This window comes from Niabella aurantiaca DSM 17617 (assembly GCF_000374125.1).
GTDB classification, from domain to species: Bacteria; Bacteroidota; Bacteroidia; order Chitinophagales; family Chitinophagaceae; genus Niabella; species Niabella aurantiaca.
Map to the genome: position 1 here is coordinate 262,738 of NZ_KB893645.1, position 22,636 is coordinate 285,373.

The window sequence follows — 22,636 nt, forward strand, 5'->3', positions numbered from 1 at the left end:
ACTCTTTGGCTTTTACAGTGTCTAATAAAATGATGATGAAATACCGGTTGATCCTGTCTTTGCTTTTTGGTTGTATGGCATGGAATGGTGCCGCCCAGGAAAAGCCCAATATCCTGCTGATCCTGGCGGATGACCTGGGTTATTCGGATATCGGCAGTTTTGGCGGTGAGATCCCTACGCCCAGCCTGGATGCCCTGGCGCAGAGCGGGATCCGGCTTGCCCAGTTCTACAATCATGCGCGTTGCTGTCCTACCCGGGCAAGCCTTTTAACGGGGCTCGACAATCATCAGACCGGCATCGGCAATATGACCGGCGAAAAAGAAAGCGATCCGGGACTTTATGGCTATACCGGCGTGCTCAATAACGACTGTGTCACCATCGCGGAGGTATTGAGGACCGCCGGTTATCATACCTATATGACCGGAAAATGGCATGTGGCCGGGCCCGGTGGGCGGGTACGGGCGCAATACCCCCTCCGGCGCGGGTTCGACCGCTATTACGGCATCATTGCAGGTGCTACCAATTATTTCAGTCCAAAGGGCAACAGCAGCATTTATTCGGGCAACGAAATCGTCACAACGGACGATCCTGATTTTTATACGACCAATGCTTTTACAGATCAGGCTCTGCGCTTTCTGAAAGAGCAGAACGATGACCGGCCGTTCTTTTTGTATCTTGCTTTTAATGCGGCGCACATGCCTTTATTGGCGCCTGCCGCAGATATTGAAAAGATGAAGAGTCTGTATATCGAAGGTTGGGATGTGGTCCGCCAAAAGCGGATGGAACGGATAAAGCAGCTGGGGCTGATCCCCGAACAGATGCCTGTGGCAAGCAGCCGTTTGAAGCCCTGGACAACACTGGGTGCGGAAAAGCGAACGGAAGAAATAAAGAAGATGACCACCTATGCAGCGATGGTCCATGTTATGGATCGCAATATCGGCCGGGTGATGGATTACCTGAAGCAATCCGGGAAGGCGGAAAATACCCTGATCATTTATCTTTCAGACAACGGGGCCACTTTTCATACGGATTTCTGGAACCTGTGCAATGCTCCGTTTTCCGGCCGCAAACGGCAAACGCTGGAAGGAGGTATTGCGACCCACGCGATCGTTTCATGGCCGCAGCGGATCATCGCACAGAAAGGGAAAATCACACAGGTTCCCGCTGATATCATCGATGTGATGCCCACGATACTGGATATTACGAAAGCAGCCTATCCTGCAACAGTGGGGCAGCATCAGATCCATCCGTTGGAGGGGCGCAGCCTGCTGCCGGTCCTTACATCCGGTCGTGATACAGCGTCCCGTTGGTTCTTTTGGGAACATGATAACAACTACGGCGTCCGGAACGGCAGCTGGAAAGCGGTGAAGCTGAGTGGGGAAAAAGCATGGGCCCTGTACAACCTGAAAACAGACCGGGGCGAAACAAAGGACCTGAGCGACGCGTATCCGGACCGGCTCGGGGAATTAACGGGGCGCTGGCAGAAATGGGCAGACAGACATTTCGTGTTTCCCAAACCCCTGGCGGCGCAAACGGATGCCGGCAGGAAAAAGAATAAAAGAAAACGGTAAAAGATAAGTAGGACCTTCTTATGAATTTAAGCATGAACACATTCCTGAAAAGTACGGTATTCCTTTTTTGTATAGCAACCCTGCATGCACAGTTGTATGCGCAGTCTGCCGGGGCAGCGCCGAACAAACCCAATATCATATTGATCCTGGCAGATGATATGGGGTTTTCGGATCTCGGATGTTATGGGGGTGAAGTAAGAACGCCCAACCTGGATCGCCTTGCCACAGAAGGCATCCGCTACCGTCAGTTTTACAATGCCGCCCGCTGCTGTCCTACCCGGGCTTCTTTATTGACAGGGCTATACCCGCATCAGGCCGGTATGGGCTGGATGGCCGCCGCCGATCTGGGTACCGGTCCCGCTTACCAGGATAATCTGAATACGGAATGTGTAACCATTGCCGAAGTATTGAAGACCGCGGGATACAGCACTTATATGACGGGTAAATGGCACGTTACGAACGAACGCAAAATAGACGGAGCCGTAACGGATAACTGGCCCCGGCAACGGGGATTTGACCGCTATTTCGGGATCATACCCGGGGGCGCCAATTATTTTACACCTATGATCTACAGCGACAACCGGCGGTACAAGGCACCGGACAATTTTTACCTGACCAATGCCATTTCCGACACCAGCGTCCGCTTTCTTAAAGATCATTTTAGCCGGGCGGCCACCAATCCCTTTTTTATGTATGTGGCATACACAGCGCCGCACTGGCCCCTGCATGCGTTTAAAGAAACGATCGACAAATACAGGGCAGAATACAAAAAAGGATGGGATGCAATCCGGGCGGCAAGGTTCAAAAAACAAAAGGAGCTGGGGCTGTTTACGAGCACAACAAAACTGACGCCGCGGGATGCGGCCGTTCCGGACTGGGACCGGCTGTCGGCTAAAGAAAAAGAAGAGATGAGTGCCCGGATGGCGATCTATGCGGCGCAGATCGATATAATGGATGCGGGGATCGGGAAGATCATCGAAACGCTCCGGCAGAACAAGGCATTGGAAAATACGCTGATCTTCTTTCTCAGCGACAATGGCGCCTGTGCCGAATTCATCAGCAGCGGGAAAAGCAAAGCAGTGGACGGAACGGCAGAGACGTTCGAGAGCTACCGGTTACCCTGGGCAAATGTGAGCAGCACGCCCTTTAAGCAATACAAGCATTTTACCCACGAGGGAGGCATTGCCACACCGCTGATCGTTCACTGGCCCCGGGGCATTGCCTCCCGCCTCAGCAATACATTTATTTCAGACTATGGCCATATAACGGATATTATGGCCACCTGCGTTGCCGTATCAGGCGCCCGGTACCCTTCGGAGTTTCACGGCAATATCATCCACCCGATGGAGGGGAAAAGCCTGTTGCCGCATTTTTCCGGAAAGCCCAATGACCGGGGAAAGATCTACTGGGAGCACGAAGCCAATATTGCCCTGCGCGATGGAAAATGGAAGCTGGTGGCCAAAACACCGGAAGGAGCTTCGTTTTCCATGGACTCGGTACAGCTGTATGACATGGAAGCCGACCCTTCCGAAATGAACGACCTCAGCCGGCAGGACCCTGAACGCGCCCGGGCAATGTATGCCGACTGGGAGCAATGGGCCCGCAAGATCGGAGCATTTCCGCTGGATACCCGCGAATACAATGTGCGCATGCAGGCATATCGCCGGAATGTGAACGGGAGCTTCGACGATAATCTTGGCGGATGGAATATCCATCGCGCCGGTGATCTGAAAGGAACGATCACGATTGATAAAGGCAGCCGTATTTCGGGAGAAAGATCGGCGCGCGTGTTTCTGGAGCAGCCCGCACAGAAACCGGCAGCGCTCTCCATGCTGTGGCCGTTTAAAGCGCAAAAGGGCGAGCGCTTCCTGCTGCGGCTAAAAACAAGAGCCAATAAAGACACCCGCTTTTTTGTCCGCCTGGAAAGCGTTGGGCCGGGTGCTCCAAAGATCATCGATGAGCAGGTAGCGCTGAAGCCGGAAACAGAGAGCCTTGAGTTTACCTCGGACAAAGTACCGCAGAATGGCATGTACCGCATCGGGCTTTATTTTGGAACAGCAGCAGCCGGATCCGAATTGTGGATCGATGATGTGGCGTTAGTACCGGTAAAAGACGAATGATATGAAGCAGATCCTTTTTTTTATGGTTGCCTTTCTTTCGTGGGCAACGGCAATGGCCCAGACATCCAGACATGTGGTGCTGATCAGTATTGACGGTCTGCGCCCGGAGTTTTACCTGGATCCCTCCTGGCCTGCGCCCCATCTGAGACAGCTAAAAGAACAGGGGGCTTATGCCCGGCAGGTAGTGGGTGTTTTTCCCACAGTTACCTATCCCTCGCATACGTCCATCGTTACCGGCCTGCCCCCGGGCCGGCATGGGGTATATTACAATGCGCCGTTCCAGGCGCCCAAAGGGCACTGGTACTGGGAAGACAGCGCCATAAAGACGCCTACGCTCTGGACTGCGGCAAGAAAAGCAGGTATCCGCTCCGGAGCGGTGATGTGGCCGGTGACCGTGGGCGCTCCCATCGATTATAATTTTCCGGTGCGCCGCGCAGACGGTGATGAAAAAACAGACCAGCTTTCTGTGACAAGACCTTTTATCACACCAGCCGGGCTGCTCGATCAGATGGCGGCAGCTACGGGAACCGCCCTTACCGCAGGGGATTTTAAGTACGCTGAGATCGATCATACAATCGGCCGCATGGCTGCGTTCATTTTCCGGCAATATCAGCCGGGCCTGCTGGCCGTGCATTTTATCCGCGCCGATCATGAGCAGCATGAGCATGGACGGGATGCACCGGAAGTAAAACAGGCGGTTGCCGCCATCGACAGCATGATCGGCCTGCTGCTGCATAGCATCAGGGAAACGGGCCGCGAAGGGCAAACGACGGTCATCGTAACCGGCGACCATGGGTTTGTGAATGCCACCCGGAGCTTTAGCCCCAATGTGCTGCTCAAAAAAAATGACCTGATCACCGGTGAGGACTGGACCGCACGTTTTTATACCGTGGGCGGCTCCGCTTACCTGCATACAAAAAAGCCGGGTGACCTCGCGGCCATGCAACGGGTAACACAACTGCTGCGCGCCCTTCCGGAAGATCAGCAGCAATTGTTCCGCATTGTAACAAAGAAAGAACTGGAGGCTATCGGTGCGAACCCCGAAGTGGTGCTGGCGCTGGCCATGAAAAAAGGAGTGGTGGCAAACAACGCAATCGAAGGGCCACTGGTACGCAAAAAAAAGCTGAGCGGCGCGCATGGATATTATCCGGATTTTAATGAGATCTATACGGGGTTTATCGCATCGGGGCAGGGTATAAGATCCGGCACTTCAGTTGCGCAGTTAAGCATGCTGGACGTTGCACCGATGGTTTGCCGGCTGCTGGGGATTCCCTCTTTAACCGGGGAGGCAAAAGAGCTGCCGCCCATTTTTTCAAAAGATTAAAGGACGATTATGAAAGGACAATATGTGCTGTTGCTTTTAGGTATACTGCTGACAAAGGGTTGGCTGTCGGAGGCCCGGGCACAGGAAAAGAAAGGACCACCAAATATCGTAGTGATCATGGCGGATGACCTGGATTCGCGGCAGTTGAGTTGTTACGGCGGGCAGAATTTAAAAACGGTAAACATTGACCGGCTGGCCGACCAGGGAATGAAGTTCAACCAGATGATCGCCTCGGAAGCCATGTGCATACCCACACGGGCTTCCCTGTTCACAGGTCTGTATCCCGTACGGCATGGTTCTTACCAGAATCATAAGCCCGTATATGATACCTTAAAAAGCATCGGTCATTATCTTTCCGGCCTGGGATATACCGTAGCCCTTACCGGGAAGAATCACAGCACAAAACCCCGCACCGTTTTTCCTTTTGAGATCATCAAGGGATTTGAGCCCAATTGCGTGTCGCGCACGGATGATTACTCGCTCACCGATGTAAAAGCGTTTATGAGCGGTCAACAAAAACCTTTTTGTCTTTTTGTGATGAGCATCAATCCGCATGCTCCCTGGACCATGGGCGATACGACCGAATTTGACCCGGAAAAACTGATCCTGCCACCGCATTGGGTGGATACGGAACCAACGAGAAGACAATTTCAAAAATACCTGGCAGAAGTGCGGCGCCTGGATAACCAGGTAGGGGAGTTGATGCAGGCGGTAAAAGAAACGGGGAAAGAGCACAATACAGTATTTATTTTCCTGGGCGAACAAGGGCCCCAGTTTCCCGGCGCTAAATGGACATTATGGGATGCGGGGCAAAAGAGCTCCATGATCGTGCGCTGGCCGGGTATGGTAAAACCGGCGGCCGTCACCAATGCCATTGTGCAATATGAAGACATTACCCCCACCCTTATCGACATCGCCGGAGGAAGGCCGGCTGACCGGCTGGATGGCCGGAGTTTTTTGGGCGTGCTCAGGGGAACGACAATACAGGCGCGGGATGTGGCCTACGGCATTCATAATAATTTTCCCGAAGGGCCGCCATATCCCATCCGCAGCATCCGGGGCAGCAGGTATAAACTGCTGCTGAACCTGACACCCCAAAAAAAATACCATATCAGGTATATGATGAACCCAAAAAATGCCTATTGGGTGAGCTGGAAAGTAAAAGCGGAAAATTCCCCGAAGGACAAGGTATTGGTAGAACGGAATGTCAACCGGCCTGCTGTGGAGTTTTATGACCTGGAGAAAGATCCGTATGAATTGCACAATTTAGCCGGCGATAAAAAATATGCGCGGCAAATCGCTGCCTACCGGGCTAAACTGGAGGATTGGATGCAACAACAGGGCGATCCGGGTGCGGCGCTGGACATTCCCTTTGAGCGGAAATGACGGGCGTTGGAAAAGGAACAACCTGTAACTGGAATTAAAAAATAAACCCTGAATACAACAGATGAAAAAAATAAGATTATTCGTTTTGACGGCTGCAAGCCTGTGGAGCATGACTGTAGCAGCACAGCAGCGGCCCAACATTATTTTTATTATGGCAGACGACCTGGGCTCTGCCGAGTTAGGATGCTATGGTAATACTTTTAACGAAACGCCCCACCTGGACCAGCTGGCCCGGGAGGGCGCGCAGTTTACACAGGCCTATTCCGCTGCACCGATCTGCTCACCTTCCCGTGTGGGCATCATGACGGGACAGTACCCGGCAAGAATACGCATCACCGATTTCCTGGACAACAACGCGGACCGTTACCTGGATCCTGCGCATTCGTATACTGTGAACCGCGCATTGGCGGCGGCAGGGTATCATACGGGGATTGTTGGCAAATGGCACCTCGACACAAAATTTGATGCACCCAAAGGCAATCCCAGACAGCATGGCTTTGATGAGGTCATCGGTTCCGAAACAAAATACATTGCCGACGGCGATTATTTTTATCCGTATGATAAAATAAATACATTCACCACAGGGAAGGAAGGAGAATATCTGACCGACCGGCAATGCAGCGAAGCTTCTGATTTCATCATGCGCAACCGGCAATCGCCTTTCTTTCTCTATCTTACGTTCTACAGTGTGCATACCCGGCTGGATGCTCCGGTGGCCCTGGTAAAAAAGTACAAAGCGAAGTTTGATGCGAAGTACGGTGCCGGGAAAGCCGATGCACTGTTTGAGGGGACCCGACATGAAGCCGATCATCTGGATAATCCATATCTCGCCGCAATGATCGAACGGATCGATGCAGGAGTGGGAACCATTATGGAAACATTGAAAAAAGCGGGGATTGACCGGAACACCCTGGTGATCTTTTTTTCCGACAACGGGGGCGTTTGGCACCTTGGAAATAACGGCATCCTCCGCGCCGGAAAATCCTGGCTTTACGAAGGTGGTGTAAGAGAAAATCTGCTGATGCGCTGGCCGGCCGCTATCCGTCCCGGTACGGATATTGACACCCGGGTGATGGCTACGGACTTTTATCCGACCTTCCTGGAGCTGGCGCGAACAAAGAACCGCAAAGGGAATATCCTGGATGGCAAAAGTATCCTGCCCCTGATGCGCGGACAAAAAATGGAAGCACGCGAACCCTTCTTCTGGCATTACCCTTCCGAAACGGGTAAATGGGTGAACCGGATGTGCAGCGCGGTACGGGATGGTGATTATAAGTTGTTGTATTTTTATAAAGCCCAACGCACCGAATTATACGATCTGAAAAACGATCCGTCCGAACAGTCGGATCTTGCAGACAGGATGCCGGCAAAGCGGGGTGAATTGAAAAAGAAGCTGGATCAGTGGCTGAAAGCGGTACATGCAGAAACTCCGGATGTGAATGCCCGGAAGAAAAAGAAAAAATAAACCAATTGAACATTGCGGTACATATAGAACATTATAAAAACCCGCAACGGCTTACGTGCATGGTTAAAAGGTGGAAACGGATCCGGAGCGGAGGAATAAAGGTCGTCTGTTTACTGGGAATATTGTTGCCCTCGCTATTGCAAGGGCAGCAGATGCTCTTTAAGAATTTCAGTGTTCAGGATGGCATGTCGTCCAATACGGTCTGGAATATCTTACAGGATGATCAGGGATATCTTTGGTTTGGGACCAAGAACGGGCTCAACCGCTTTGACGGGTATAATTTTAAGATCTACCAGGTACGTGCGGATAAGGACCATGCAGATAACAGCCTGATCCATTCCGTATGCAGGATCAACAGCACCACCTTTTGGGTAGGAACGGAGGAAGGGTTGTATGCATTTGATCTGACCCGGGAAAAGTTTGCCCGTATCGCCTTTGCAAAAAAGGACCTGGTCTTTGACATCCTCAGATCAACAAAGAACGAGGCATGGGTTGCAACCCGTAATAATGGTGTGTTCCGGGTAGCGCTGCACAGCGGCAAAGTATGGAATTACCGGGCCACCAGGGGTGGCCTCTCGCTGAACCAGGTACGGAAGCTGGTGGAAGACGGCCGGGGAAAGATATGGATGGGCACTTTTGGCGAAGGCATCGATGTGCTGGACCCGGTAACGAACCGGTTTGAACATCATAAGGCAGGGAAGCAGAACGGGGCGCTGTCCAGCAACTTTATCCTTTCCCTTTACCGGGATCCCGGAGGCGACATTTGGGTGGGTACGTTATCAGGGGGACTGAACCGGTGGGAAGTGCAGCGGCAGCAATTTAAAGTGTTCCGGACGGGCGGTGCCCACGCCATCAGCGACAATATTGTGCGGGCCATCTATCAGCCCATTCCGGGGCAGGTCTATGTAGCAACAGAAAAAGGATTGAATGTCTTGAATACCGCTACGGGTGTTTTTACAACCTATAAGAACAACCGCGGCGATCCGTACAGCATTAGCGACAATGCGGTTTATTCCATTTATGAAGACCGCCAGGGCGGGATCTGGGTAGGAACCTATTTTGGAGGAGTGAATTATTTTTCACCGGGAGACGCCTCCTTTGAGCTGTATTATCCCAATGGCAGCGCCTACGGACTTTCCGGCAGCGCAGTAAGCTGTTTTCTGGAAGACAAACCGGGGTGTTTTTGGGTGGGCACGGAAAACGGCGGTCTGAATTATTTTGAGGCTGCTACCGGGCATTTTCTTAAATACCCGTTCTTACCGTTTACCCAGGGGCTTTCATACCACAACATTCATGCATTGTATAAAGACCGGAACGACCGGCTTTGGGTAGGTACCTACTCCGGAGGGCTGAACGTGATTGATCTGAAAACGGGCCGGGTAGCACAATACCATCATGACCCTTCCGATGCCGGAAGCATCAGCTCCAACAGTATCTACTGTATTTATGAGGATCGCAGCGGTACCATTTGGCTGGGTACGGTAAAGGGATTGAATGTTTTTGATCCGGTAAAGAATTGTTTTAAAAAAGTAACCGACCGGGATCTGCAGAATAGCTGCATCTATAAAATATATGAAGATGACGCGCAATGCCTGTGGATCGCCACTTACGAGAACGGGCTGATAAAAAAGGACCAGCGCACCGGAAAATGGGAGCACTACCGTGCCGGCGCAGGCAACGCAACGATCAGCTCCAACAAGATCATTTCCCTGTATGACGACTCAAAAGGAGCATTGTGGCTGGGAACCGATGGCGGCGGACTGAACCGGCTGGACAAAAAAACGGGGATGTTTACCCGGTATGGACCTGCGCAGGGACTGAGCAATGTGGTGTTTGGTATTGTGCCGGATGACTCGGGATACCTGTGGCTGTCGACCAACAACGGCATTCTTAAATTTTCCGGAAAAAATGGCCGGATCTGGTCTTATACCGGCCTCAACAATCTTCAGGGAAAGCTCTATAATTACAATGCCTATTACCGTTCCCGCGATGGCCGGATCTTGCTCGGCGGGATCAACGGCTTTAATGCATTTTACCCGGAAAGGATCAGTACTACGGCTTCGGGCAGCAATATCATCCTGACCAGTTTTAAGATATTTGATCATGAGCCCGACCTGGATGATCAGAAAAGCGCATTGCAGCAGCTGATCGGCTTTACCCGCCGGATCGATCTGTCCTATCATCAGTCGGTGATCAGTTTTGAGTATGCGCTCCTGGATTTTAAGGATCCCAATAAGATAAAATATGCCTATAAAATGGACGGCTTTGATAAGCAGTGGAACAATGTGGGCACCCAGCGTGTGGCTACGTACACCAACCTGCCGCCCGGTGAGTATCTTTTTAAAGTGAAGGCTACGGATATCTATGGGAACTGGGCCGGCAAGATGACCTCCGTGGTCATAAAAGTACGCCCGCCACTTTACCGGACCACCGTTGCGTATATCTTTTATGCCGCGCTGCTGGTTGCCGGTGTGTTTGCCCTGCGCAATTATTACAAGCGCCGGGAAGCCCGGAAGAACACAGTACGGCTGGAAAAACTGAATGTGCAGCGCGAGAAAGAGTTTTACCAGCAAAAGATGGATTTCTTTACCACCATGGCCCATGAGATACGGACCCCGCTGTCATTGATCATGGCACCGCTCGATCATTTGAAAGACACCCTTGTGCATCCTGAACAGCACAAGCAACTGGTGGTAATGGAAGAGAACAGCCGGCGCCTTCAGTCGCTCGTGAACCAGCTGCTCGATTTCCGCCGGATCGAAAGCGATATTTACACCATCCGGAAAGAGCCTGTGGAGCTGATCTCGTTTGTACAGGCACTCTACGCGCGCTTTGGTACCATTGCCGCGCAAAAGCAGTTGCGGTTTTTGCTGACAACTGATGTGGACCGGCTTACCCTGGACGCGGATCCGGAGGCCCTGCAAAAAATTATCAACAACCTGCTGATCAACGCATTCAAGTTTGCGGCTTCTGTTGTGGAGCTGAAAGTGAGCCAGCCGGAGCCGGATGCAAAGGGCCGCCGTTTTGCCACCATCGCCGTTAAGGATGATGGTATGGGAATACCGCCGGCACAACTGGAAGACGTATTTAAACCGTTTTTTAAAGTAACGGGGGAAGCCTGGCAATTAAAAAATGTAGGAGGCACCGGCATTGGTCTTTCCCTGGCAAAGGCGCTGGCGGAAAAGCACTCGGGGGTCCTGACCGCAGAAAATGCAAAGGATGGGTTCACCACTTTCACCCTCGCGCTGCCTTTTGAAGGAACCGTTGAAAAAGAGCAGGCTGCAGCAGGGGAGGAAGATGAGGACGAGGATACGGAGCAGGACACGGGGCGGCCCCATGTGCTCATCGTGGAAGACGATCTGAATATGCTGGACTTTATATCGGCCAACCTGAAGGCCGAGGGATACAACACCTGCTGTGGGATCAATGGCCGGGAAGCGCTCAGCATCCTTCAAACCCGGCAGATCGATCTGGTATTGTCGGATGTAATGATGCCGGAAATGGATGGTATTGCGCTCTGCCGGCAGATCAAAGAACAGATCAGCAGCAGCCATATACCGGTGATCCTGCTTACGGCAAAAGGCACCACCGATGCAGAACTGCAGGGCCTGGAGAGCGGCGCCGATGCTTATATCATGAAGCCGTTTAAATGGAAACAGATCACCGCCACTATCCGGAACCTGTTGGAGACCCGGGCCCGTCTGAAAGAAAAATTCAGTGCGCACCCGTTTGTGGAGGCCAATACGCTGTACAATAACCCGAATGACAAGATCTTTATTGACCAGATCACTGCGGTTATTGAAGAGCGCCTGGATGATCATCAGTTATCGGTGGAAGAGCTGAGCCGGGAGCTGGCCATGAGCCGCTCTACGCTTCATAAAAAACTAAAGGCCATCTCCGGGCACAGTCCAAATGAATTTATACGGGTGATCCGTTTAAAGGAAGCCGCAAAATTGCTGTTGTCCGGTGGATGCAATGTTTCAGAAGCCGGGTACCGGACGGGATTCAGTTCACCTTCCTATTTTACAAAATGTTTTACGCTTCAGTTTGGAGCAACGCCCAGTGAGTTTATTGAAAAATATTTATCCGATCATGCATACAAGAAAGATACAGTTATCCGGAAGGACCAGGCGTAGTACCTGGTTGCTCGCCCTGTTTTTGCTGGCCATGCCCCGGCTGCACGCGCAATCCATACCACCCAATATCGTGATCATCGTGGCCGATGATATGGGCTGGGGCGATGTGGGATTTCACGGAAGTGAGATCCGGACCCCGCATCTGGACGGTCTGGCCCGCGAAGGCGTTGTGCTCAACCGGTACTATGTCAGCCCCATCTGCTCACCCACGCGCGCGGGACTGATGACGGGGCGCCTGCCGGAGCGGTATGGCCTACGTGAAAATGTGATCGCGCCCTGGCTCAACTTTGGCGTAGATACCGCTGCGGAGTTCCTTCCGCGGATGCTGGCAGCAGCGGGCTACCGGAATCGTGCAGCAATCGGCAAATGGCACCTGGGGCATTCAAAAAGAAAATACCTGCCGCTGCGTCGCGGGTTCACTCATTTTTACGGGCATTATAATGGCGCCATCGACTATTTCACCCACAAACGGGAAGGGGAGCTGGACTGGCATAACGACTGGGAAACCGCCTATGATACCGGCTATTCAACGGACCTGATCTCCGATGAAGCAGTTAAATGCATCAACCGTTACAAAGATGAAGGTCCCTTCTTTTTATACATTGCTTACAATGCGCCCCACGGCCCGCTGCAGGCAAAAGCAGCAGCGCTTGCGCAATATGGTTTTGATCCTTCAAAGCCCGTCTTTGGCAACGGCAAGACAGAAGGCGAAGGCAGCCGCGGACACGGCAATACCCGCAGGCAGACCTACGCGGCGATGGTCAGCACAATGGACGAGGGCATCGGGCGCGTGCTGAACGCGCTGGATCGCGCGGGGATCGCCGAAAATACATTGGTGTTGTTCCAGAGCGACAATGGAGCCCCCAGGGAAGGAGGGCTTAATAAGCCCTTGCGCGGGTTTAAATTCCAGGAATGGGAAGGTGGCGTGCGGGTGCCCGCGGTGATCCGGTGGCCCGGCGGGTTAAAAGGCGGCCGCGTATCCGAGCAGGTAATGGGGTATATTGATATAGCGCCCACACTCCGGCAGGTAGCGGGCATAAAGACCCAACCGGCGCAGCCCTATGACGGCATCTCTGTTCTGGAATCGCTTGCAAAAGGCAAACCGGTGGCAAGAAGCTTTTACCTCGGAAACGGCACCCTTATCCGCCATGGCTGGAAACTCGTAGCCGCAAAAATGGCAGATAAGTCCGGTACAGGTACCCCACAGCTGTTTGCGATCGGCACAGATCCTTACGAACAGCGGGATCTGAGCGCTCAGCATCCGGATATCGTAAAGAGCATGCTTGCCGAGGTGAGGCAATACGAAGCCATTGTACCCGCTGAAAAAGTGCCGCCATACAGCCAGGGAAGAAAGACCTTCAGGGCTCCGCGCAACTGGAACATCACTGAGTGATGCATCGTTTGGGCGGGCCCCGGCCGCGATTGTTACTCAGTGGCATACTAAAAGTATCTATTTTCCGTTTTTATATTGTTCAAAACGGAGAAGTATGACTAAAATATACCAGATTGAAAGCGGAGCGTTAAAAGTGGCTGTTTCTGAAAAAGGCGCCGAACTGCAGAGCCTAGTGGATCGAAGCAGCGGCCTGGACTATATGTGGGGTGGCGATCCTGCTGTATGGGGAAAACATTCTCCGGTACTGTTCCCGGTTGTGGGTGCGCTAAAAGAGAACCGGTATCAATTTGGCGGGCAGGATTATCAGCTGAATCGCCATGGCTTTGCCCGGGAGATGGATTTTGCCCTTGCCGGCCGGATGGCCGATGAGCTTGTCTTTTCTTTGAAGAGCTCCGGGGAAACCTTAAAGGTCTATCCTTTTGAGTTCGACCTGAAACTAAAATATCAGCTGAATCATAAAACATTGCGGGTTACCTATGAGGTGGCCAATACCGGAGATCAGAAAATGTGGTTTTCGATAGGAGGCCATCCCGCCTTTAAGCTGCCCCTGTTCCAGGGGGATGCCTATGTGGAATATGCGCTGGAATTTGAAGAAAAGGAAGATGCGGGGAAATGGCCGATCGAGGCAGGCGGGCTTATCGCAAAAGAACCGGTTCCTTTTTTTACAGGAACCCGGAAGCTTCGTTTAAATAAGGGATTGTTTGCAAAAGATGCGCTTGTTTTTAAGAATCTGAAGTCAAGAAAATTGTCGCTTTTATCCGATCGTACACACAAAGGGTTTGAGTTTACCTGGGAGGGGTTCCCATACCTGGGCATATGGGCGGCGCCCGGGGCCGACTTTGTGTGCCTGGAGCCCTGGTGCGGCATTGCCGATGCTGTGGACGCAAGTCAGGATCTTACAAAAAAAGAAGGGATCAATGTACTCGATCCGGGGCAGGTCTTTCAAAGGACCTGGTCCGTAACCATCATTTCATAGCCGCGGCCGGTGTTTTTTTCCGGGTCCCGGCGGGATGACTGGTCACCGGCTTCCCTGCGTTTGGGGGCAGGGACTCCGCTTTCTGGCAAGCTTTTCGCGGGCATTCTGTGGCAGCAAAATCTGGGGTAGCGGTACCCCGGGTCATGGTCCCCCGCATTGCAAAAGAACCGCTTTCTGTTGTCATATCACCCAAAAGAGGCGGATGACAATAATCTGCCCCAGTTCAGCTATTTTTGTTGCATTGAGGTTGTTTAGACTCAGGAATATGATAAAGAAGACCGGCACTTTTTTTATTGGGCTCTTATTGACGCTTACTTCCTTTGCACAGGAAAAATTTACGCTGAGCGGCACCGTTAAGTCGGCAGCCAGCGGCGAAACACTGATCAATGCCAGCGTAGAGGTAACAGGGAAAGCGGCCGGCACGGTGTCGAATGAGTATGGGTTCTATTCCCTTACCCTTCCCCGGGGCGATTATGACATTACCTATTCTGCGGTAGGATTTGAACCGCTGAGCACCACCATCCGCCTGACCGGAGATCAGGTCCGGAACGTTTCTTTGCCGGAACTGGCAACAGACCTCGACAGTGTTAAGGTAACCGCTAATACAACCGGCCGTACCATCCGGGGCACACAGATGGGGGTGGAACGGCTTACCATGAAAGAGATCAACACCATCCCCATGTTATTGGGGGAACGGGATATTCTAAAAGCGATCCAGCTCCTGCCGGGGATAAAATCAGCGGGCGACGGCAACAGCGGCTTCTATGTAAGAGGCGGTTCTACCGACCAGAACCTGATCCTGCTGGATGAGGCAAATGTGTACAATGCCTCACACCTGATGGGTTTCTTCTCCACGTTTAATTCTGATATTGTAAAAGATGTAACCGTTTATAAAGGCGGAATGCCCGCCCAGTACGGCGGCAGGCTCTCCTCCGTTCTTGATGTAAAAATGAACGAAGGTAATAACCAGCGCTATGCCGTGAGTGGCGGGGTAGGCTTGATCTCGGCAAAGCTCAATGTAGAAGGGCCTATCCAGCGGGACCGGTCCTCCTTCCTTGTTTCCGGCAGGCGCACCTATGCAGATCTGTTTTTGCCGGTCTTCGGCGATTCATCCAACCGGAACACCCGCCTGTTCTTTTACGATGTAAATGCAAAAATGAACTACACATTGGGGAAAAAGGATCGCTTATACCTGTCCGGATACCTGGGGCGCGATGTATTGAAGCTGGAAAAACAATTCGGAATGGACTGGGGTAACAAGACCGGAACATTGCGTTGGAACCATATCTTCAACGACCGCCTTTTTTCCAATACCTCCTTTATTTACAGCGATTTTAACTATAACATCGCTATCAATAACTCCAATAATGATCTGAATATTTTTTCGCAGATAAGGGATCTGAACCTGAAGGAGGAAGTGCAATGGTACGCCGGCTCCAGCCATGCCCTGCGGTTTGGGTTCAATTCCATTTATCATACCATTACACCGGGCGAAATCACCAGTTCCGGAAAGACCAGCTATAACAATCTTTACCTGCAGGACCGGTATTCGTGGGAAACCTCTGCTTTTGCGTCCGACACCTGGAAAGCCGCAAAATGGCTCAACCTGGCTTTTGGGCTCCGCCTCTCGTCCTTTGCTATTTTTGGCCCCGGTGATTTTTATGAGGTCGATGACGCGGGAACGGTTACCGATACCCTGCGATATGCCAAAGGGGCATTGGTAAAGAACTACTGGAACCTGGAGCCGAGGATTGCCGCCAGCTTTATTTTAAATAACAGCACCTCGGTTAAGGCCTCCTACGCGCGCAATACACAAAACCTGCATCTTGTATCCAATTCTGCAGCCAATTTTCCTACGGACAAATGGATCGCCAGTACCAATGTCATCAAACCTGAGCTCGTGGATATCTATTCGGTTGGCTGGTATAAAAATCTTGCGGGTAGCCGCTACGAGCTTACAACGGAAGCCTATTACAAGTCTTTTCAAAACCAGATCGATTACCGGACAGGCGCGGATGTATATACCAATGACGCCATTGAAACGCAATTGCTGTCGGGCATCGGGCGGGCTTATGGCCTGGAGCTGTTGCTGAAGAAAAAACAGGGCCGGTTTACCGGCTGGATCGGTTATACCCTTTCAAAAACGGAGCGGAAGATCGAAGGCATCAATGACGGGCAATGGTACAATGCCCGGCAGGACCGCACCCATGATATTGCCATTGTGACCAACTACCAGCTGAACAAAAAATGGAACCTCTCCGCCAATTGGGTATATTATACCGGGGACGCGGTAACCTTCCCCAGTGGCAAATATGTCATTGACAAACAAATTGTGTTTTATTACACCCGGCGCAATGCCTACCGGATGCCGGCCTACCATCGCCTGGACCTGGGTGCTACCCGGCAGCTGAAGACCCGGCGAAAGAATACGTCATCGGAACTGGCATTTAGCCTGTTTAACGCCTATGGGCGCGAAAATGCCTACCTGATCACCTTTCAGCAGAATGAAGACAATCCCGATATCACGGAAGCGATGCAAACCTCGCTGTTCCGTTTTGTTCCCTCCATTTCATGGCATTTTAAATTTTAAGCAGACATGAAAAAGAGAAACGGTGCTTTTCGCTGCTTTTTTTTCTTCCTGCTGCTGACAGCAACCGGCTGCCAGAAAGTGATCCATGTGGATATTCAGGATACCCGTAAAAAATATGTGATCGAAGGCACGGTTACGGATCAGGAGGATTCTTACAGTGTGATCGTATCGCAGACGCTGGACGTTTCGGATCTCAATCTTTTTAAAGGGGTAGAGGATGCGGCGGTGACCGTTGCGGAGGAAGGCCAGCCGCCCGTGGCCCTGGAGCACAGGGGCAACGGGCTTTACCGGGCGAATGCTTCCGGAAAGCCCGGCAAGACCTATTACCTGTCTGTGCGGGTAGGGAATGAAACATTTACCGCCACTTCTGTTATGCCGGAAAAAGTAGCGTTCGATACGCTATACACCACCAGCCGCCTGTTTGTGGGAAGACAGCAGGGCATCGCTACTGTGGAGTTCAGGGATCCGCCGCCACCGGGAAATGCGTACCGGTTTACACAGATAGTGAACGGGGAAAAAGAAAACACTATTTTTATCACCAATGACAAGCTGATCAATGGCCGTAATGTAATATATGAGCTGCTGATCTTTTCCAGTGATGAAGCATCGGATCTTAAAGCGGGCGATAACCTGCAGGTAGACATGCGGTGCATCAATATGGATAATTATGAGTTCTGGTATGGTGTAACACAAAGTGCATTGGGACAAAATCAAAGCGCTTCTCCAGGAAACCCGGCAACCAACATCCGCGGAGGCGCCCTCGGCTATTTCAGTGCCAATACCTTCGACAAACGGGAGCTCAGTGTAAAATGAAACGGGCTGCCCGGTAAAAATAAATAACTTCAACCTCGAAAAGAGTAAAACATGAAACCAACGCATATCGAGCACATCGGCCTGGCAGTCCGGAACCTGGAGGAAAGCATCCGTTATTGGGAAGAGGTGTTCGGCCTGCAATGTTACCGAGTGGAGGAGATCGCGGATCAAAAAGTAAAGACCGCTTTTTTTAAGATCGGGGATACAAAAATAGAGCTCCTGGAGGCGACGGCGCCGGATGGTCCGGTAGCCCGGTTCATCGAAAAAAAGGGAGAGGGCGTGCATCATATTGCTTTTGCAGTAGCGGATGTGGGCACAGCCCTCCGGTCGGTTGAAGAAAAGGGAATAGCGTTGATCGATACGCAGCCCCGGCCGGGCGCGGAGGGACTGGAGATCGCATTTCTTCACCCCAAATCCACCTACGGTGTGCTGACGGAGCTCTGCTCAAAACCGCCTGCCGGACAACAACTTTCGTAATGATGGCAATGAAACCCGCATACCGGCTTCTTTTTTTTCTGCTGATGCTTTTGGCCATGGCAAACAGCGGAAGGGCACAGGGGCCGGATTATGCAAAAGAATACCGGCTGCTCAAGGAGCAGATCCTCCGGCAGTATTATAACCCCCGGCTGAACTACTACCGGGAACATGCGCCTGCCCGTGCAGACGACCGGCCATCCTCTTACCTGTGGCCATTGTGCGCGTTGCTGGAGGCGTACCAGGCAGGAGAGCCGGATGCAAAAGACTTTGAGCAGACCTTTGGCATCATCCGGAAGTATTATGATCAAAGACAACCGGCAGCGGGGTATGCTTCCTTTCCGCCGGAGCTGGGTGGCGGCAGCCGGTTTTATGACGACAACCAGTGGATCGGGATCGCGGTAATGCACCAATATGAAAAGACCGGTGACCAGCGATGGCTGCACCACGGGGAGGAGATCTATCGCTTTATGATGAGCGGCTTTGATACGGTTTCCGGGGGAGGGCTCTATTGGGAAGAAGGGAAGAAGACCACAAAGAATACCTGCAGCAACGGGCCGGGGATCCTGCTGGCGCTGCAATTGTACAGGGCTACGGCCGACAGCATGTATCTGAAGACCGCCACCGGGCTGTATCAATGGGTAAACAGCAGGCTGCGCACTCCGGAGGGCTTGTATTACGACAATCTGAACCTGAAAGATAACCATGTTGATAAGCGGATCTATTCGTATAATGCAGGAACCATGCTGGAAGCCAATGTGCTTTTTTATAAGCTGACGGGGGAGGGTGCCTATCTTAAAGAGGCACAAAAAATAGCCGCCGCGGCCGACCGTCGTTTTTTTGAAAAGGGACAGTTCCACGACAACTACTGGTTCAATGCCGTATTGCTGAGAGGCTTTCAGCAGCTATGGGCTTATGATAAAAACACTGCGTGGCTCGATGGTTTCCGGAAAGCGGTAGATCATGCAGTGGCACATAAAAATGACCAGGGGCTTTTTGGGAAAAATGGGAAAGCACAGAATCTGGTTCCCCAGGGAGGAATGCTGGAAATACTTGGGCGCATGGCCCGGCTGCAAAAGCAGGGCGCCTTAAAGTGAGGTGCTGTTTTATCAAAAAATGCCCGTTGCACGGCATCATTTTTCAGTTAAAGCAAAGAGCAGCCATACCGGTTCCGGCCCGGTAAAATATCTTGATCCGGATCACCAGGGATTTTTTTGAAATCATCTGCCTATTGGTTAGTTTTACAGTTGGATGGTAAAATATTAGGGATGCACATCAGGAAAGTCTGTCGGAAATGCTCGGGAGGCTTTTGTTTTATGGCTGACCTTATGCGGGCACCGTTGTTTTACGGATCAGGCAGTGAGTTAGGAAAATAGGAAAACGGATCTTTTGAAGGGACATCAAAAAAGATCAATCACCGGTATTGAAGGCAGGAGCAGGGTGTTTTTATTGCGCACGGATGTCACAGGATATCAGTGAAGGTCTGCGGGATCCGGAAGCTATATGTAGCTTCTGCACATTGAACAATAAGTGCGCCTGCTCCCTTCCAGGCACTGCTGCTGCTCTCGGATGGATGATACAGATCATCTGCAGGCTCCGTTCGTCTGCGTGTTTTACCACTCTTTTTGATTTGAGAAAAATATGAAACTATTCATGGAAAGGGTATTCCGGCCGGCATGCCCTGCGTTTATGAGGCAAGGGCAGGGCTTAGCGGGCGCTGTGCTTTTTTTACTGCTGATTTCCTGTAACGGCCCTGGCTCTGGCAAAAAGGGGCAAAAACTCGGGGCCGACCTGCAGATCCCGGACTCGGTATCCATTAACCTGAAAGAGCTGCACCCGGAGCCACAGCAGAAAAAGCGGATCTTTATGACCTTTGACGACGGGCCCAATCAGGGAACGAGGAATTTACTGACCATCCTGAAGGAAGAAAAAGTGCCGGCGACGCTGTTCCTGGTGGGGCTGCATACAAAATCCAGCACCGAACAAAAATTAATGTGGGAGGACCTGCAGCGCTCCCCGGGCATTGAATTATTCAATCACAGCTATTCCCATGCCTGGAAGAACCGTTTTACGGGTTTTTACAAAAATCCGGATTCGGTTATCTCCGACTTTAACCGGGCACAGGCACTGATGATGATCAAAGAGCCGATCGCCCGTACGCCGGGACGCAATGCCTGGCGGATCGACAGCACCAGCCGCACGGATATGGTAAAGAATAAGTCGGTGATCGATTCTCTACAGAAAAAAGGCGGTTATGTATTGATCGGATGGGATCTTGAATGGCGGTTCAATCATAAGAACGCGCAGGCAGTTCAGACCCCGGATCAGCTGATCGCTCAGGTGGATCATTTATTTGCCGCCAATAAAACACTCAAACCCGATAACCTCGTGATCCTGGCACACGATCAAATGTGGAGGACGCCAACGGACTCCCTGAAGCTTCATGAGTTTATCCGCAAACTGAAGACCCGGACCGGATACGAGCTGGCATTGATCACCGAGTATCCCGGGGTAAAAGAGGCGCTGGCGAATCAGAAGCGCTTTTAAGAGCGCTTGCTGTTGTATCAGCTTAAAGTTTCATGGTTCCGGTTCCGGGTTCAAAACATTTTCCACGTTTCCGCATTCCGCGTTTTCAAATCAGCGATCCGGTATCTCATATCGGAGCGTTGTTTGTTTGTCCATATTCAGGATAAGTACAGGAAGCTTCCTTTTTTTTGTATAAATTCGTCGGTATGATCCAAACAATGTTCACAAAAATGACGAAGTTTTTTGCGGTAGCGGCGTTCCTGCTGCTGCACCTGAACCTGCTGGCATCTACCGCAGATACGCTGGAGGTGTACAGTGCGAAAATGAAAAAGAATATCAAGACTGTGGTCATATTGCCCGATGGATATGCCAAAACAAAAAAATACCCCGTTGTGTACCTGCTGCACGGGTACAGCGGCAGTTATGCCTACTGGCCTGCTGTGAAGGGCGCGGTTGACGGAGCGGACCGGTATCAAATGATCCTGGTTTGCCCTGATGGCGGCTATGGAAGCTGGTACTGGGACAGCCCTGTGGATCCTGCCTTCCAGTACGAGACCTTTGTGGCAAAAGAACTGGTAGCCTGGGTCGATAAGCACTATGCTACCATTGCTGCAGCCAAAGGCAGGGGCATCGCCGGGCTGAGCATGGGCGGGCACGGCGCCTTATACCTGGCGATAAAGCATCCCGATGTTTTTGGAGCCACGGGAAGCATGAGCGGGGGGGTGGACATCCGGCCGTTTCCCAATAACTGGGACATGGCAAAACGCCTGGGTAAATATTCTGAGTTCCCGGAACGGTGGGAGAAAAATACTGTCATCAATATGCTGCACCTTATTGAGCCCAAAACATTAAAGATCATCATCGACTGCGGAACGGAAGATTTCTTTTATAAGGTAAATGAAAAGCTGCACCAGGAGCTGCTCCTGCGCAATATTCCACACGATTATATCACCCGGCCGGGCGGTCACACATCTGCCTACTGGCAAAATGCGATCTATTACCAGCTTTTGTTTATGGATCGCTTTTTTTCGGCATCAGATGCCGGGGCAAAATAATAAACCGTAAAAAAAAGTAAATGAGCCAGGATGCATTTAACAGGTTGGTACAGGTAATGGACGAGCTCCGGGAGAAATGTCCCTGGGACCGCAAACAGACCATTCATACATTGCGGCAGATGACCATTGAAGAAACATATGAACTGGGCGATGCCATTATCGAGGAAAGCTGGGGCGGTATCAAAGAAGAGCTTGGTGATCTGTTGCTGCATATTGTCTTTTATTCCAGGATCGCGCAGGAGCAGGCACAGTTTTCCATAACCGATGTATTGTCCGGCATCACCGCAAAGCTGATCAAAAGGCACCCGCATATCTATCCCCCGGATGCGGAGATCAGCGGCCTGAAGGAAGTGCGGTCTGAAGAGGATGTTAAGAAAAACTGGGAACAGCTGAAACTGAAAGAAGGGAAGACCTCAGTATTGAGCGGGGTGCCCCGGTCACTGCCTGCAGTGGTAAAAGCCATGCGGCTCCAGGAAAAGGCCCGGCAGGTAGGGTTTGAATGGGAATCGGCGCCACAGGTATGGGAAAAAGTAACGGAAGAAACCGGGGAGCTCCGGGAAGCGGTAGCAACCGGCAAAGCGGAAGCAATGGAAGAAGAATTTGGGGATCTGTTGTTTTCCCTGATCAACTACGCACGGTTTTTGAAGATAGACGCAGAGGCGGCGCTGGAACGTACCAATAAAAAATTCATCCGCCGGTTTACCGGTATGGAACAATTGGCCGCGGCCAACGGCAATAACCTTGCGGCGCTGACGTTGGAAGAAATGGATGCTTTATGGAATCAGATAAAATCGGAGCAGCATTAAC

General features: G+C 51.6%; 15 protein-coding genes. All 15 read left to right on the forward strand.

Features of this window, described 5'->3' with window-relative positions; genetic code table 11:
• Window positions 1-17 precede the first annotated feature (17 nt).
• The 15 genes from B160_RS29905 (at window position 18) to mazG (ending at window position 22,635) form a co-directional block, all read left to right on the forward strand.
• Entirely contained in the window at window positions 18-1,571 is a 1,554-nt protein-coding gene (locus B160_RS29905) for an arylsulfatase (protein ID WP_211218099.1), read from the forward strand.
• A gap of 32 nt (window positions 1,572-1,603) precedes the next feature.
• Complete coding sequence (locus B160_RS0122365) at window positions 1,604-3,691, forward strand: arylsulfatase (protein ID WP_157558180.1); 2,088 nt, start codon at window positions 1,604-1,606, stop codon at window positions 3,689-3,691.
• Window position 3,692: 1 nt separating this feature from the next.
• The gene (locus tag B160_RS29910) at window positions 3,693-5,015 is read left to right on the forward strand and encodes an alkaline phosphatase family protein (RefSeq protein WP_018630178.1); all 1,323 of its coding nucleotides are present in this window, start codon (window positions 3,693-3,695) and stop codon (window positions 5,013-5,015) included.
• A gap of 9 nt (window positions 5,016-5,024) precedes the next feature.
• Window positions 5,025-6,401: a sulfatase family protein gene (locus tag B160_RS0122375; protein ID WP_018630179.1), complete on the forward strand. Its 1,377-nt coding sequence runs from the start codon at window positions 5,025-5,027 to the stop codon at window positions 6,399-6,401.
• Window positions 6,402-6,462: 61 nt separating this feature from the next.
• The gene (locus B160_RS0122380) at window positions 6,463-7,866 is read left to right on the forward strand and encodes a sulfatase (RefSeq protein WP_018630180.1); all 1,404 of its coding nucleotides are present in this window, start codon (window positions 6,463-6,465) and stop codon (window positions 7,864-7,866) included.
• 5 nt (window positions 7,867-7,871) lie between these two features.
• Entirely contained in the window at window positions 7,872-12,002 is a 4,131-nt protein-coding gene (locus B160_RS0122385; RefSeq protein WP_018630181.1) for a hybrid sensor histidine kinase/response regulator transcription factor, read from the forward strand.
• Complete coding sequence (locus tag B160_RS0122390; protein ID WP_018630182.1) at window positions 11,959-13,395, forward strand: arylsulfatase B; 1,437 nt, start codon at window positions 11,959-11,961, stop codon at window positions 13,393-13,395. Before B160_RS0122385 ends, B160_RS0122390 begins: the two co-directional genes overlap by 44 nt.
• A 94-nt stretch (window positions 13,396-13,489) precedes the next feature.
• Complete coding sequence (locus tag B160_RS0122395; RefSeq protein WP_018630183.1) at window positions 13,490-14,371, forward strand: aldose 1-epimerase family protein; 882 nt, start codon at window positions 13,490-13,492, stop codon at window positions 14,369-14,371.
• Between the two features lie 265 nt (window positions 14,372-14,636).
• Complete coding sequence (locus tag B160_RS0122405) at window positions 14,637-16,961, forward strand: TonB-dependent receptor (protein ID WP_018630185.1); 2,325 nt, start codon at window positions 14,637-14,639, stop codon at window positions 16,959-16,961.
• A gap of 6 nt (window positions 16,962-16,967) precedes the next feature.
• Window positions 16,968-17,774 (forward strand): DUF4249 family protein, encoded by an 807-nt coding sequence (locus B160_RS0122410; protein WP_018630186.1) that lies wholly within the window; start codon window positions 16,968-16,970, stop codon window positions 17,772-17,774.
• Between the two features lie 51 nt (window positions 17,775-17,825).
• On the forward strand, window positions 17,826-18,251 hold the full coding sequence (gene mce, locus B160_RS0122415) for a methylmalonyl-CoA epimerase (protein WP_018630187.1): 426 nt from the start codon (window positions 17,826-17,828) through the stop codon (window positions 18,249-18,251).
• 8 nt (window positions 18,252-18,259) lie between these two features.
• Entirely contained in the window at window positions 18,260-19,345 is a 1,086-nt protein-coding gene (locus B160_RS0122420) for a glycoside hydrolase family 76 protein (RefSeq protein WP_245562264.1), read from the forward strand.
• 544 nt (window positions 19,346-19,889) lie between these two features.
• A complete protein-coding gene (locus B160_RS0122430; protein WP_245562265.1) occupies window positions 19,890-20,795 on the forward strand; it encodes a polysaccharide deacetylase family protein in 906 nt (301 codons plus the stop codon).
• Window positions 20,796-20,980: 185 nt separating this feature from the next.
• Window positions 20,981-21,829 (forward strand): alpha/beta hydrolase, encoded by an 849-nt coding sequence (locus B160_RS0122435; protein WP_018630191.1) that lies wholly within the window; start codon window positions 20,981-20,983, stop codon window positions 21,827-21,829.
• Between the two features lie 20 nt (window positions 21,830-21,849).
• Window positions 21,850-22,635 carry a nucleoside triphosphate pyrophosphohydrolase gene (gene mazG, locus B160_RS0122440; RefSeq protein WP_018630192.1) on the forward strand — a complete coding sequence of 262 codons (786 nt, stop codon included), beginning with the start codon at window positions 21,850-21,852 and terminating at the stop codon, window positions 22,633-22,635.
• The last annotated feature ends 1 nt before the right edge of the window (window position 22,636 follow it).

What these genes read in the sequence shown, in the direction of transcription:
- B160_RS0122365 (WP_157558180.1), top strand. Translation starts at nt 1,604, where the DNA reads ATGAACACATTCCTGAAAAGTACGGTATTCCTTTTTTGTATAGCAACC.
- B160_RS29910 (WP_018630178.1), top strand. Translation starts at nt 3,693, where the DNA reads ATGAAGCAGATCCTTTTTTTTATGGTTGCCTTTCTTTCGTGGGCAACG.
- B160_RS0122375 (WP_018630179.1), top strand. Translation starts at nt 5,025, where the DNA reads ATGAAAGGACAATATGTGCTGTTGCTTTTAGGTATACTGCTGACAAAG.
- B160_RS0122380 (WP_018630180.1), top strand. Translation starts at nt 6,463, where the DNA reads ATGAAAAAAATAAGATTATTCGTTTTGACGGCTGCAAGCCTGTGGAGC.
- B160_RS0122390 (WP_018630182.1), top strand. Translation starts at nt 11,959, where the DNA reads ATGCATACAAGAAAGATACAGTTATCCGGAAGGACCAGGCGTAGTACC.
- B160_RS0122395 (WP_018630183.1), top strand. Translation starts at nt 13,490, where the DNA reads ATGACTAAAATATACCAGATTGAAAGCGGAGCGTTAAAAGTGGCTGTT.
- B160_RS0122405 (WP_018630185.1), top strand. Translation starts at nt 14,637, where the DNA reads ATGATAAAGAAGACCGGCACTTTTTTTATTGGGCTCTTATTGACGCTT.
- B160_RS0122410 (WP_018630186.1), top strand. Translation starts at nt 16,968, where the DNA reads ATGAAAAAGAGAAACGGTGCTTTTCGCTGCTTTTTTTTCTTCCTGCTG.
- mce (WP_018630187.1), top strand. Translation starts at nt 17,826, where the DNA reads ATGAAACCAACGCATATCGAGCACATCGGCCTGGCAGTCCGGAACCTG.
- B160_RS0122420 (WP_245562264.1), top strand. Translation starts at nt 18,260, where the DNA reads ATGAAACCCGCATACCGGCTTCTTTTTTTTCTGCTGATGCTTTTGGCC.
- B160_RS0122430 (WP_245562265.1), top strand. Translation starts at nt 19,890, where the DNA reads ATGAAACTATTCATGGAAAGGGTATTCCGGCCGGCATGCCCTGCGTTT.
- B160_RS0122435 (WP_018630191.1), top strand. Translation starts at nt 20,981, where the DNA reads ATGATCCAAACAATGTTCACAAAAATGACGAAGTTTTTTGCGGTAGCG.
- mazG (WP_018630192.1), top strand. Translation starts at nt 21,850, where the DNA reads ATGAGCCAGGATGCATTTAACAGGTTGGTACAGGTAATGGACGAGCTC.